The organism is Patescibacteria group bacterium (assembly GCA_035529375.1).
GTDB lineage: Bacteria > Patescibacteriota > Microgenomatia > PFEM01 > JAHIFH01 > DATKWU01.
The window spans coordinates 33,389-45,816 of sequence record DATKWU010000018.1; the positions used below are offsets into that span (position 1 = coordinate 33,389).

16 protein-coding genes and 2 tRNA genes are annotated in these 12,428 nt (G+C 39.1%); 7 read left to right on the forward strand and 11 right to left on the reverse strand.

Translation table 11 applies throughout. The annotated features are described in order from the left end of the window. Nucleotides 1-10: 10 nt before the first annotated feature. From VMY36_04155 to VMY36_04165, 3 genes are read right to left on the reverse strand one after another with little or no spacing between them, the layout of a single operon-like run. Nucleotides 11-712: an RluA family pseudouridine synthase gene (locus tag VMY36_04155; protein HUV43063.1), complete on the reverse strand. Its 702-nt coding sequence runs from the start codon at nucleotides 710-712 to the stop codon at nucleotides 11-13. Then, nucleotides 712-1,125, reverse strand: a complete 414-nt coding sequence (locus VMY36_04160) for a TraR/DksA C4-type zinc finger protein (GenBank protein ID HUV43064.1) — start codon at nucleotides 1,123-1,125, stop codon at nucleotides 712-714. The genes VMY36_04155 and VMY36_04160 overlap by 1 nt, the downstream gene beginning before the upstream one ends. Further along, nucleotides 1,097-1,879 (reverse strand): prolipoprotein diacylglyceryl transferase family protein, encoded by a 783-nt coding sequence (locus VMY36_04165; GenBank protein HUV43065.1) that lies wholly within the window; start codon nucleotides 1,877-1,879, stop codon nucleotides 1,097-1,099. The genes VMY36_04160 and VMY36_04165 overlap by 29 nt, the downstream gene beginning before the upstream one ends. Nucleotides 1,880-1,927: 48 nt before the next feature. Here VMY36_04165 and VMY36_04170 point away from each other — a divergent pair, with 48 nt between their 5' ends. Next, nucleotides 1,928-2,377: a hypothetical protein gene (locus VMY36_04170; protein HUV43066.1), complete on the forward strand. Its 450-nt coding sequence runs from the start codon at nucleotides 1,928-1,930 to the stop codon at nucleotides 2,375-2,377. Here the strand turns inward: VMY36_04170 and efp are convergent. The 5 genes from efp to VMY36_04195 all read right to left on the reverse strand — a co-directional run bounded on the left by efp (nucleotide 2,370) and on the right by VMY36_04195 (nucleotide 5,426). Further along, nucleotides 2,370-2,930 carry an elongation factor P gene (gene efp, locus VMY36_04175; protein ID HUV43067.1) on the reverse strand — a complete coding sequence of 187 codons (561 nt, stop codon included), beginning with the start codon at nucleotides 2,928-2,930 and terminating at the stop codon, nucleotides 2,370-2,372. The genes VMY36_04170 and efp overlap by 8 nt on opposite strands. Nucleotides 2,931-2,933: 3 nt before the next feature. Beyond that, a tRNA-Leu gene (locus tag VMY36_04180) sits at nucleotides 2,934-3,019 on the reverse strand. Nucleotides 3,020-3,058: 39 nt separating this feature from the next. Beyond that, nucleotides 3,059-3,190, reverse strand: coding sequence for a hypothetical protein (locus tag VMY36_04185; protein ID HUV43068.1), 132 nt, complete (start codon nucleotides 3,188-3,190; stop codon nucleotides 3,059-3,061). Nucleotides 3,191-3,424: 234 nt separating this feature from the next. Continuing rightward, on the reverse strand, nucleotides 3,425-4,747 hold the full coding sequence (dnaB, locus tag VMY36_04190) for a replicative DNA helicase (protein ID HUV43069.1): 1,323 nt from the start codon (nucleotides 4,745-4,747) through the stop codon (nucleotides 3,425-3,427). Between the two features lie 16 nt (nucleotides 4,748-4,763). Further along, nucleotides 4,764-5,426 (reverse strand): MBL fold metallo-hydrolase, encoded by a 663-nt coding sequence (locus VMY36_04195; protein HUV43070.1) that lies wholly within the window; start codon nucleotides 5,424-5,426, stop codon nucleotides 4,764-4,766. Between the two features lie 79 nt (nucleotides 5,427-5,505). Here VMY36_04195 and VMY36_04200 point away from each other — a divergent pair, with 79 nt between their 5' ends. From VMY36_04200 to VMY36_04225, 6 genes are all read left to right on the forward strand, one after another. After that, nucleotides 5,506-5,934, forward strand: a complete 429-nt coding sequence (locus tag VMY36_04200; GenBank protein HUV43071.1) for a hypothetical protein — start codon at nucleotides 5,506-5,508, stop codon at nucleotides 5,932-5,934. 18 nt (nucleotides 5,935-5,952) lie between these two features. After that, the gene (locus VMY36_04205; protein ID HUV43072.1) at nucleotides 5,953-6,636 is read left to right on the forward strand and encodes a hypothetical protein; all 684 of its coding nucleotides are present in this window, start codon (nucleotides 5,953-5,955) and stop codon (nucleotides 6,634-6,636) included. A gap of 213 nt (nucleotides 6,637-6,849) precedes the next feature. Further along, nucleotides 6,850-6,921 (forward strand) — tRNA-His (locus VMY36_04210). 42 nt (nucleotides 6,922-6,963) lie between these two features. Then, the gene (gene hisS, locus VMY36_04215) at nucleotides 6,964-8,214 is read left to right on the forward strand and encodes a histidine--tRNA ligase (GenBank protein ID HUV43073.1); all 1,251 of its coding nucleotides are present in this window, start codon (nucleotides 6,964-6,966) and stop codon (nucleotides 8,212-8,214) included. Between the two features lie 18 nt (nucleotides 8,215-8,232). After that, nucleotides 8,233-8,523 (forward strand): 50S ribosomal protein L31, encoded by a 291-nt coding sequence (rpmE, locus tag VMY36_04220; protein HUV43074.1) that lies wholly within the window; start codon nucleotides 8,233-8,235, stop codon nucleotides 8,521-8,523. A 6-nt stretch (nucleotides 8,524-8,529) separates the two neighbouring features. Then, the gene (locus VMY36_04225; GenBank protein ID HUV43075.1) at nucleotides 8,530-9,222 is read left to right on the forward strand and encodes a peptide chain release factor-like protein; all 693 of its coding nucleotides are present in this window, start codon (nucleotides 8,530-8,532) and stop codon (nucleotides 9,220-9,222) included. 6 nt (nucleotides 9,223-9,228) lie between these two features. Here VMY36_04225 and VMY36_04230 read toward each other — a convergent pair whose 3' ends face one another. From VMY36_04230 to VMY36_04240, 3 genes are read right to left on the reverse strand one after another with little or no spacing between them, the layout of a single operon-like run. After that, nucleotides 9,229-10,422, reverse strand: coding sequence for a trypsin-like peptidase domain-containing protein (locus VMY36_04230; protein ID HUV43076.1), 1,194 nt, complete (start codon nucleotides 10,420-10,422; stop codon nucleotides 9,229-9,231). Further along, nucleotides 10,382-11,617, reverse strand: coding sequence for a S41 family peptidase (locus VMY36_04235; protein ID HUV43077.1), 1,236 nt, complete (start codon nucleotides 11,615-11,617; stop codon nucleotides 10,382-10,384). Before VMY36_04235 ends, VMY36_04230 begins: the two co-directional genes overlap by 41 nt. A 4-nt stretch (nucleotides 11,618-11,621) precedes the next feature. Next, nucleotides 11,622-12,425: a hypothetical protein gene (locus VMY36_04240; protein HUV43078.1), complete on the reverse strand. Its 804-nt coding sequence runs from the start codon at nucleotides 12,423-12,425 to the stop codon at nucleotides 11,622-11,624. Between the last annotated feature and the right edge of the window lie 3 nt (nucleotides 12,426-12,428).

Consider the following 12,428-nt stretch of genomic DNA (forward strand, 5'->3'; position numbering starts at 1 on the left):
TAAAGTCTTGTTACTTATTATTCAAGCTATTCAAAACTCTTTTTAAATCTTTTGGAAGTGGACTGTTAAACCCAATTTTCCTTCCAGTATCTGGATGAATAAAATTTAAATAGGAAGCATGAAGAAATTGGCGAGGACACCACTGACGGTCTTTCCTGGCAATTTTCCGCCCCGCATATTTTTCATCAGCGACAACCGGATGACCTAAATGTTTCAAGTGGACTCGAATCTGGTGGGTTCGACCAGTCTTGGGAAACAATTCTAGTAAACTGTAATCAGAATAATATTTTTTCACTTTGTAACCTGTCTTGGCTGGCCTCCCTCCCAAAAAAACCCCAAATTTTTGACGATTATAAGGACTGCGAGAGATTGGGACTTCAATTACACCCTCTTTTGGTTCAATCTTTCCATGAACTAAGGCAAGATAACACTTCTCTACTTTTCTTTCTTTAAATTGTTTTTGAAGATTTTCAAAGGCTTTTGGTGTTTTGGCAATTAAAAGCAAACCACTAGTTTCTTTGTCTAAACGATGGACAATCCCAGCCCGATCACCGACTCCCCTCCCCTTAATTTTTAAATAATCACCAACCCAATCTTGAATTGTCTTTTCTTTAGTTGTTTCGGCTCGATTAACGACCATCCCGGCTGGTTTATCGATCACAAGAATAACTTTGTCTTCAAAAATAATCTTGGGGCTTAAAGAAGTTGTCACTACTTTCCTTTTTTCTTTTCGCAATCAACACAGACTGTTGTTTCAGGCATAATCATCAAGCGATCAGTGTCAATCATCTTACCACACTTCTCACAAATACCATATTTGCCAATTTTAATCCGACTTAAGGCCTTCCTAATCTGAATTAATTTGCGATCAACTTGATCTCTTATGGCCTTCGCTCGCTCATGACCAGATTGTTCCTCAGCATCAGCATCGGGAGCCGCGTTATCAGAAAGACGACGGTTATCTTGAAAAGGATCAGCTTCACTTATTTCTTTTTTCCTTTTCTGAAGTCTTTTTTCTTCTCGACTAAGAAAGCTTCTGACTGGCTCTAAAACCTTAGCAGGAAAAGTAATTACTTGTTTGACCTGTTGAGCCACTCTAATTTTTCTTTTCTTTGGTTTCGCCAAATGTCCTCCTTCCAGAACGAATATAAATTATAACAGCGGTTAAGATTGTTAAAATTAAACTCAAGCCAATCTCAAGCCACTGCCAGTATAACAAACCTTCACGCCAAAAAGCAACCAAAAAATTAACTAACATCATCATAAAAATAAACAAAAGAGCTACCAAACCATAAGCCTTGCTTTTGTACCATTCCCAGGTTCGCCAATGTCTCTCAATCCTCATCAAGAAAAGCCAAAGAACTGAAAAAGCAACGGCCACCACCAAAGGCAGGGGTTGCCTCTTTACTAAACTACCAACAATATAAATACCCCAAGGCATGGTGGTTGGCTTGCCAAACCCAGAACCATCAAAAAAAGCCCCAACCTGAACCAAGATAAAAAAAGGCATTAAACCGTAAACAAACTCATCCAAAACCTGCCAAAAATTTAAACTCTCTTTCCGGCTAAACCAAAAAACAGTCAAAAGGATTCCTCCCGCTCCTCCCCAAAAAGACAAGCCTGGATATTTATTGATTAAAAGCCAATTGCCAGGTTCAAAACCTAAAAGAGAAATGTTTTGAATGACAAAAAAGATTCTAGAAAAGATAAGGCCAGAAAGAGAGGCTAAAAGAATCAAATCAATAATTTCCTCCTCATCGATCCCCAAATCTCTTAATCTTCGCCAAATCAAAAAACTTGACAAGAAGAAACCAATTGCTAAAAATAAGGCAAAAGTATAAAAATTGATTGGACCGATAGAAAAAAGTAAAGGTAACATTTTATTTTGACAATGATTATTATAGATATTATACTAAATTGACGTCAAATGTTATCAACTACCCATTCACTGGCATCGGCTCTAATCGTCAGTCGAATTCCTTCTCCCTTCATCAGTTTTCCTCTCGTGATTATCGCTCATTATATTATGGATGTCATTCCTCATTGGGATACCGGCAGTGGTTTAACTCACGGAACCAAAACCAAAAAGAAAGCCATCATTGATACCCTGATTGACTTAGCCGTAGCCGCTATGGCTGTCTTCCTTATTTTCCAACTAGGAGAAAAGTTTTCAATTAAACTCTGGTCAGGCGTCATCTTAGGATTTTCGCCTGACTTAATTGAAGCCCCAGCCTTATTCCTAGATTATCGTCCTTTCCCGATTAAGCAACTAGAAGAATTCCATAATTCGTTCCACCGAAGACTAAAATTTCCTTACGGCTTAATTCCTCAATTATTCCTAATCGCGATTATTCTCTTAATCGTTTACTTCACTTAACCCTTTTAATATAAGTACCTGACCGGGTATCAACCTTAATCTTATCTCCCTTTTTAATAAATAAAGGAACTTGAATAATTAAACTATTGACTAAAGTCACTGGCTTGGTCGAAGCGGTGGTGGTATCACCCTTAACTCCAGGAGGGGCACTAATCACTTCTAAAACAATGGAATTGGGCAATTCAACTGACAAAGGCTTGTCTTCATAAAAAATGGTTTTAACCTTACCCTCTTCAGCCAAATACTTCACTCTCTCTCCTAGAACTGATTTGTCGAGAGAAAATTGTTCAAAGTTCTGAGGATCCATGAAATAAAGATTGTTGCCATCCTGATAAAGAAACTCAAGAGTTTTAACCAAGGTTTCAATTGGCTCAACCTTAGCCCCGGAAATAAAGGTCTTTTCCGTAATCGCCCCTGTCCTTAAATTCCGGGCTTTAACTTTAATATTGGCGTTCCCCCGGCCTAGCTTAGTGTGTTTGTACTGGAGAACCTGGAAAGGAACCCCATCGAGTTTAAAAGTAGTTCCTGATCTTAAATCATTAACAGAAATCATAAGTGCCGAGGGCGGGAGTCGAACCCGCACGGTGCTTTCACACCACTGGTTTTTGAAACCAGACTGTCTACCAATTCCAGCACCTCGGCGCAATTACTATTTTATCAAAATAGGGATTAAATTTGAAGCTATCTCTTTCTCTCGGCTAATTTCTTTTCTAGTAAGTTCTTGTTTACCCTAAAAGTCCAAACTAAATATTGATCATCGCCACATCTCAATAACAAAGTCTCGCCTTCATCATTGATAACCTCCGCTTTCATTGATACTCTTAAACCCTTCTCACAAACCTCATCTGCTCCCTGCTCCTCAATCGTCAAGTGTTCTTTTGGGACTCAAGGAAGAGCTGGCTCGCCAAGACCCACTACTACTACTGGAACCAAAACATTACCAAACCTCAAAGAATTTAAAGAAGTAACCTCACAAGGGATTTCTAAAGATTGACCTCTTTCTCTAGGATTACCCATAATTATCACCTCTTTTCTGAATTAAATTAACTATTCCTCTTCTCTCTTAGTTTCCATCCCATAGAACCTGATTCTTTCACCTCGGAAACGAAGTTTCATTCGACGTAAAGGCCCATTACGATGTTTGGCGACTTCCAATTCAATACTCTCGACATCTTCATCATCTTCCCGCCAAATAAACATCACCACATCCGCATCCTGCTCAATGGCGCCCGATTCTCTCAAATCAGCTAATTGCGGCCGTGGACTACCTCGTTGTTCAACCGCTCTTGATAACTGAGAAACTGCTAAAACCGGTACTTTTAATTCCCTAGCCAAATTTTTTAAACCTTGAGAAATTTCCGAAACTTCTTGGACTCGGCTCTCCCGCCGACTCGAACTCCTCATTAACTGAAGATAATCAACAACAATTAATTCCAAACCATGTTCGGCCATCAATCGCCTCGCCTTAGTTCTCATCTCCAAAACCGATAAAGCTGGCGTGTCATCAATATAAAGGGGGGCTTCAGCCAAAACTCCCATCGCCTCTGATAATTTTGTAAAATCTTCTTCATCTAAGCGTCCTGTTTTCATTCGCCAAGCATCAATATCCGCCTGAACTACCAAAGCCCGATCAACCAATTCTTCACTACTCATCTCTAAAGAGAAAAAACCGATTGTTAACTTCTCTTTAACGCTAACATTCTGGGCAATATTTAAAGCCAAAGCGGTTTTACCAATGCCTGGCCTGGCAGCCAGAATAATCAAGTTAGAAGGCTGTAAACCAGCCAAAGTGTTATCAATATCTTTAAAACCAGTTGGCACCCCTCTCAAACCCCCAGCTCTTTTATGAAGCTCATCCAAACGATCAAAAGATTCAGCCAAGGCTTCCTTAATCGGTTGGAAAACTTGACGCAGATGTTTTTGGGACAAGGCAAAAATTAACTGTTCGGCTGTATCCAAAACAGCCGTCGCTTCTTGGCCCTCATCAAAAGCTGATTCTGTCACCTTTGAAGCGGCGGAGATTAATTCTCTTTTAGTGAAATCATCTTTAACCATCCGTCCATATTGTTCAATGTGGGCGGCGGTTGGCACGGCATTAACCAAACTAGTCAGGTAAGCTGAACCACCTATTTTTTCCAAATTCTTATCTTTTTTTAAACGTTCTTTAAGAGTGACAATGTCAATTGGCTCTCTCAACTCATATAAGTGAAGAACTGCTTCGTAAATCAAGCCATTAGCTTTTTTGTAAAAATGTTCGGGGCGCAAAAACTCAGCCACTGTGACAATCGCATCTTTATCAATCAAAATAGAGCCTAAAATACAGGCTTCAGCTTCTTCACTGTGAGGTGGAATACGGATCTCTTCAGCCATAATAACTAATAGTCGTTTAAGATTTTCTCTTTAAAACCACTATTTCTCTTTCTGGAAGCAGTTTATCTTTAGAAACAATTAATCTGTCCTTAGTTTTGTTTCCCTCTTCACCAATCGCTTTAAGAAAGTCGTTAACCGTAATCTTAACACCAAAATCTTTTTTCATCCCTGGTGCAAGATAGTGCATCGGAATAATAATCTGGGGCTCGATTTGACTAATAACCTCAATCGCTTCATTATCATCGATAGTGAAAGTCCCACCAACCGGAATAAACAAAATATCAACGCCATTAAGTTGTTCTAATTGGGCTTCATTTAATTTCTGGCCCAAATCACCTAGATGGGCTAAACGTAAACCATCAAGACTAATTAAATAAATTGTATTCTCGCCTCTTTTTCTTCCACTAGACTTGTTATGATAACTGGCAATACCAAAGATAGACACATCACCAACCTCGTATTCTCCTGGCCCATCAACAATAAAAGGATCTTCTCTTTTAGTCGTTCCCTTAATCGCCGTGATATTATTATGATCATGATGCTGATGGGAAACAGTAATAATATCTGCGGTCACTCGAGGTATTTTAAAACCAACCTCATCTCCATAGGGATCAGTGACAACAATGTTCTTTTTACCTTTAATCCGGAAGGATGAATGACCCAGATAAGTAATTTCCATCAAGAAAAAATCTAACACAAAACTAGTGCCTTGACAAGGGGATAATTTTGGTCTATAGTCACTTTATCTGCCACTTTAAATGAGAAAAGAAGTCCTCATTGCAATTATTATCGGTTTTGGTTTGGGTTTAATTATTACCTTTGGCATCTGGACGGCAAACAAAGCCCTTAAAGAAACGGCACCAACAACAACCGCACCAGCTGAAGAAGAAGTTGAAATTAAACCAACGCCAACTCCAACTCTAGAGTTAACCATTATTTCTCCTAAAAATAATACTATCAGTGACCAGGAGTTAATTGAAGTTTCTGGACAAACAATTCCTCAAGCCATTGTCGCTATCACTTATCCTGAAGGAGAAAAATTACTAGAAGCTGATGAAGATGGTAGTTTTTCCACCGAAATTTCTCTTAGTGGTGGTGATAATCAAATTAAAATCTCTGCTTTTAATGATGAAGGTGACGAGGCGACTGAAAGTTTAACTGTCGTCTATTCAACCGCGGAAATATAAAGTATATAATAAAATATAATGAAAAAACCCATTTTACTTTTATCAATCTTTCTATCTTTTAGTCTTTTTTCAGTTGGGGCTTTGGCTCAAGAAGATGAAGATGCTCTTTCTTCCCCAATTCCCTCACCTGATGATGAAAGAATCAAAGAACAAGTTCAAGAAAGAATTGAAAATGTTCTTCAAGCGGCTGATGAAGAGAAAAAAGGCGCTTTGGTTGGTACTTTAAAATCAATCGCCAATTCAACCCTAACCATAGAAATAGAATCAGGTGACGCCCAAGTTAAAATCGATGATGAAACTGTTATCATTAATCCAGATAGAGACGAAATCGAATTAGAAGATCTCTCAGTCGGTAGTAAAATAATTGCCCTGGGTTACACTGAAAGTCAAACAACTCTTAATAGCAAAAGAATTATTGTTATCGAAGAATTCCAAACACCAGAAACCGAAGTCGTTTTCGGTGTGGTTACCGATATCTCTCAAGAAGAAAAAGTTCTGACCATCAAACATCCTAAAAATGAAAATATTTATATGATTGAAATTGGCAGTCAGACAACAATCACTAAGAAAATTGATGAAGAAATCGAAAAAATTAGCTTCAGCGATATCGAAGAAGATGACCGTTTGGTAGTGGTGGGTATCCCTGGAGAAAATGGCGAAAAGATGGTTACGGCTGATTTGATTCGGGTTGTCACCAATTAAACTCCTTCAGAAACCTCAACCCCCGAAGAAAAATAAACTTGACAAATAAATCCCTAAATAATAAAATATGTCCGAGATGACATCTTTATCTCTTCACCATCATTGCCAAAACCGCGAATAATCGTTGGTTGGTTTTGTAATGGAAGAGAAAAGATGATTTAATTAATTAAAGTAAAGAAAAATAAACGAAACCAGCTAACGGCTGGTTTTTTGGTGGCTGTAGCTCAAGGGTAGAGCGACTGTTTGTGGAACAGTAGGTTGCGGGTTCGAATCCCGTCAGTCACCCAAATTGTCAGTCATTATTAAAAATGTTATGATCAAATAAAGATGGCTAAAAATAAAACTCAAACCTTAAAAGGCTTTCGGGATTTTTTACCGAAAGAGATGGTTATTCGCCAAAAAGTCATTGACACCCTAAGAGAGGTGTTTGAGTCTTATGGTTACGAACCTCTGGAAACACCCTCATTAGAATATGCGGAAACCCTTCTAGGCAAATATGGCGAAGAAGCCGATAAACTTATTTATACCTTTAAAGACCAAGGCAAACGTGATATTGGCCTTATTTATGATTTAACTGTCCCCGCTTCAAAAATCCTGGCTCTCTACTCTCAAGAAATTGGTCTGCCTTTTAAACGCTATCAAATCCAAAGGATTTGGCGGGCCGAAAAGCCTCAAAAAGGCAGATACCGCGAAGTCCTTCAGTGTGATATTGACTCCTTTGGTCTGACTTCTCCCCTAGCCGACGCCGAGATTATTGCCATTATTTATAAATGTCTAAAAAAACTAAATTTCAAAAAATTTATTATCAAAATTAACAGTCGCCAGGTTCTCTTAAAATTGATGTCAGACTTAAAGATAAAAACAGAGAGTAGACAATTATCCCTCTTAAGAACGATTGATAAATTAGAAAAAATAGGGATAATTAAAACCAAAAAAGAACTTAAAGAAAAAGGTCTTTCCGATCAAGAATCAGAAAAACTTCTTGCTTTGATTAAATCAGCTAAACCGGATAAAAACCTTCAGCAACTCTTTGATTATCTAAAACAACTAAAAGTTGATGAAAAATTTTATCAATTTGATCCCACTCTGGTGAGAGGACTTGATTATTATACTGGTCCTGTTTTTGAAACTATTGTTGAAGAACCAAAAATAGGCTCAATTACTGGTGGTGGTCGCTATGACAAACTTATTTCTAATCTTGGTGGACCTGACATTCCTGCCACCGGCACCACCATTGGTCTGGATCGTATCTGTGATGTCATTAAAGAAAAAAACCTTATGCCTGAACTTACTTCTACATCTACCAAAGTCCTGGTAACCGTCTTTAATTCTGAATCATTAAAGAATTCAACTGAATTAGCCAATAAATTAAGACAGGCCAAGATTAAAACCGAACTCTATCTTGATCCGGAAACAAAACTAGATAAGCAGCTTAAATACGCTGATAGAAAAGGCATCCCTTATGTGATTATTCTTGGTCCCGAAGAAATCAAGAAAAAAATATTCACCCTTCGGGATATGAAAGCTAAATCTCAAGAAGAAGTAAATTTGAAACAGCTTCTAGATAAATTAAGCTAAATTTGTTAAAATTCCCTTATGAAATCAAATCATCCTAAATGGTATCCAGAGGCAAAAGTGACTTGTACCTGCGGTCACACTTTTACGACCGGCTCAACCAAACCGGAAATTCGGGTGGAAATTTGTTCAGCTTGTCATCCCTTTTTTACGGGTGAAATGAGATATATTGATACTCAAGGACGAGTCGAAAAATTTCAAGCTAAACAAAAAGCCGCCCAAACTCAAGATTGGAAGAAGAAAAAGAAGACCCAAGAAGAAAAAGAGGAACGCCCCAAAACCCTAAAAGAAATGCTCCAAAAGAAAGGCTAAATTCTGATGAATCAAGATATTGCCATCATTGAAATTCGCGGTGCCGCTGGTGGTAATGAGGCTAAAATTTGGGCTGATGACCTTTTACGGATGTATCTTCGCTTTGCCGAAAAACAAAACTGGCAAATTAAAACTCTAGGTCAACGAGTTTTAAGAATAAAAGGGAAAAATGCTTACGAACTCTTGAAAAAAGAGGCTGGTGTTCATCGAGTCCAAAGAATCCCAACAACAGAAAGACACGGCCGAATCCATACTTCAACCGCCACTGTGGCTATTTTGCCAGAAATTAGCGAAAACCAGATCAAAATTAATCCCCAAGATTTAGGCTGGCAATTTTACCGTGCTTCAACCCAAGGTGGCCAGAATGTCCAAAAAGTCTCCTCGGCAGTAAGATTGATCCACAAACCTTCAGGGATTGTGGTTACCTGCGAGCAAGAAAGATTTCAAGAACAAAATCGAAAAATTGCCCTGGATCTTTTAAGAGCCAGGCTTTGGGAAAAAGAACAGGCCAAGAAACAAAACCAATTAGGTGATTTGAGGAGAGAAGCGATTGGTCGAGGCGAACGTTCTGAAAAGATAAGAACCTACAATTTCCCCCAGAATCGAGTCACCGATCATCGCTTGAAAAAAGGCTTTCATAATCTCGAAGCCATCCTTGATGGAGATCTGAGAAAAATTATTGGTGGTTTTAAAAAGTAAAGACTCTTATTGATTAGATTCTTCCAAGGTAACCTTTAAATCACTCTCTTCTCTATTCCGCCAAATCTTTAGATTAACTTGATCACCAATCTTTTTCGAATTAATTAATTTGGCCAAACCTCCTTCTTCTTCTCTGACTGGTTGACCATCAAAATCAGTAATAATGTCTCCAGTTTCAATCCCGGCTTTAGCGGCGGCTGAATCAGCCACCACTTCAACTACATAGGCACCTTGAGGAACTTCATTCATCAAAGCCAAATCCTGATCAATCATCTGATAACGAACTCCTAGAAAAGGACGAGCAAACTGACCAGTTTGGTTAAAATTGTCAATCGCTTCTTTAATAACATTAATCGGAATAGCAAAACCAATGTTTTCACCAGCCCCAACCGCCACATTGATGCCAATCACTTGGCCAGCGGAGTTCAAAAGTGGCCCTCCAGAATTGCCAGGATTAATGGCAGCATCAGTTTGGATAACGTTATCTAGTTGCTCAACATAGCCTTCATAAGGCGAACCGGCCGTGATTCCTCTACCCAAACCAGAAACAACTCCAGTGGTCACCGTATGGCGAAATTCACCCAGAGCCGTCCCAATGGCAACCACAAATTGACCGACCTTTAACTGATCCGAATCACCCATTTCTATTGGCGTCAAACCCTTGGCTTCAATTTTCAAAATCGCCAAATCATTAACCGGATCCCGGTAAATTTTCTGAACATTATAAGCTTGGTCATTATTAGTGATTACTTTGTATTCTGCTTGTAAATTACTGACCACATGTTTGTTGGTCACAATTAACCCTTCTTGAGAGATAATAAAGCCACTACCAATATCTTGTTCAACTTTTTTTGGTTCGCCTTGGTTCTGGGGTAAAGTAAAACCAAAGGGTGTCAGTTCAACCCCAAAAGGACTGATAAGACTTTCTTCAATGGCTATCCGCACGGTCACCACCGAAGGGCTGACTTTTTCAGCTACATCAATGACGACTGATTCTTCAGTCAAAATCCGCTGGCGGGTAATCAAGGGTCCTAATTGTCCTGCTTCTCGAGGAAAGAAACGATCAAGAATTTTGTAACCAAAAAGGCGGTCAGAAATCGCCCCACCTAAAACTGAAGCAACAATAATAATGGCAATGGCTAAGCCGATCAGGATTTTTCTAATCGACCAAGAGTTCAATTGCTTTTTGGAGTTGTTCATCAATTTCGGTCTCCGGATCATCTGCTAGCTGATTATTGGGAGTAATTCCTTGTTTGTCAATAGATTTACCTGAAGGTAAAAGCCACCGGGCGGTGGTGATATGTAAACCCGAGCCTCCGGGCAAATCTTCGGCTTCCTGGATGGTGCCCTTGCCAAAGGTTTTCTCACCCACCACTTGAGCCCGATTAGATTCTTGAAGAGCCCCAGCCACAATCTCTGAAGCCGAAGCGCTCCCCTGATTAACCAAAACCGCTAAAGGCTGATTTAAAAGTCTACCGGCGCGATTAACTGAATAAGTCTCTTGATGACCACTAGCCGCTTCTTGTAAAACCACCACCCCGGACTTAAGAAACTCTGAAGTAATAAAAACCGAACCGCTTAAATAACCACCCGGATTGTTGCGCAGATCAAGAATAATTCCCTTAACATCAGGTTTTTCTAAAATATTACCAACCGCCTGATCCCACTCTTCATTGGTCCGATCACCAAATCTCATTAATTTCAAATGAGCCAGCAAACAAGATCCTTTAGGTAGGCAACCACCATCAACAAATTCTATTTCAATACTGGGAACAACAATTGTCTCCCGGACAATCGAAACTTCATAAGGCTCCATCTCTCCTTGATGAATGAGGGTCAATCTGATTTTTGTTCCTTCAGGTCCTCTAATAAGATTGACCGCTTCAGGCAAACTCATATCAATTGTCTCTTTGTCGTCAATCTTAAGAATCAAATCGCCGGCTTTCACTCCCGCCTTTTCCGCTGGCATCCCAGCTAAAGGCGCAATCACCGCCAATTGTTCATCAAGATAGCCAAGCTGAATACCAACCCCCTCAAAAGTCCCATTCAGACTTCCTTTAGCTTCTTTATTTTCATCTGGAGAAAGAAAAACCGTGTAAGGATCGTCTAAAGAATTAACCATGCCCCTGATCGCTCCGTAAATCATCGCCTGAGGCTGAAGGACGTTTTTATCTAAATAAGAAGCAAAGACTCGATCCCAAGCCGTCCAGAATAAAGAGAAATCAAGACTTTTATCAACCGGTCCGGTTCGATCAATGCTAATTCGCCTTGGCCCACCGAAGTTGATTGTTAATCCTTGGCCGCCTAATCGATAACCTATTCCCCCCGCCAAAAGAACCAAAGCAATGATAAAAATAATTAATCTAATTTGTTTTAAATTTAGTCTTAATCTCATTTTATTATTTAGGAATTAAAACTCGCTTTTGCTGACCATCAATTAAAATCATCTTACCATTAATGCCTTTTAATTCTTTCCAAATTTCCTCATTAATTTTATCGTTTTCTCCTAAAATTACTATTGGCAAAACATCATCTTCTTCTTCAATTTCCTTAATTAAAGATTTTTCAACAAAACCGCCAACAATAAAGCCAGCTAGACCTAAACTGGTGCCCTTGTACCATAAGCCTTTTGGCAATTTTCCTTGAAAAGCCATAATCTGTTGTCGACAGGAGGTGTCAAGAGAAAATAAATCATAATCCTCATCATCAATCACCATTGAATAGCCAGTCGCTTTGCCACCCTTTCCCCAGGTTCCCTTGATCTCTAAAGCCGCAAAAGACAAACCCACCGAATCTGGGGAAAGAGCACTGATCCTACTGTCAAAAGGGGCTTTCAGTTTTTCTTCAACCATCTCTTTTTTTATCCTCAAAACCCCGTCCTCAGTCAAAGAATCTAAAATCCCATCTAAAGGTGCCATAAATTTTTCACCCTTACCTAATAAGCTCTGTTTTTGGGCAACTAATTCTCCCTGTTTGACCTCTTCTCCCAGTTTTTTTACCAAACACTTCATTGTTTTTTCTGGCGAGACGCTAATTAATTTATGGAGATGATAGCTCTTGGTCTGAAAAGAAGCTTTTCTTTCAGCGATTTGCTGTCCTTCTTTAACTTTTTGGTCTTTAGAAACTTTTAAATCAACCCCAGAAAGAAGAGGTAAAGTGACGGAAGCAGTAACTTTTTCTAGACTAACTTTTGGGGCAGTCATTTC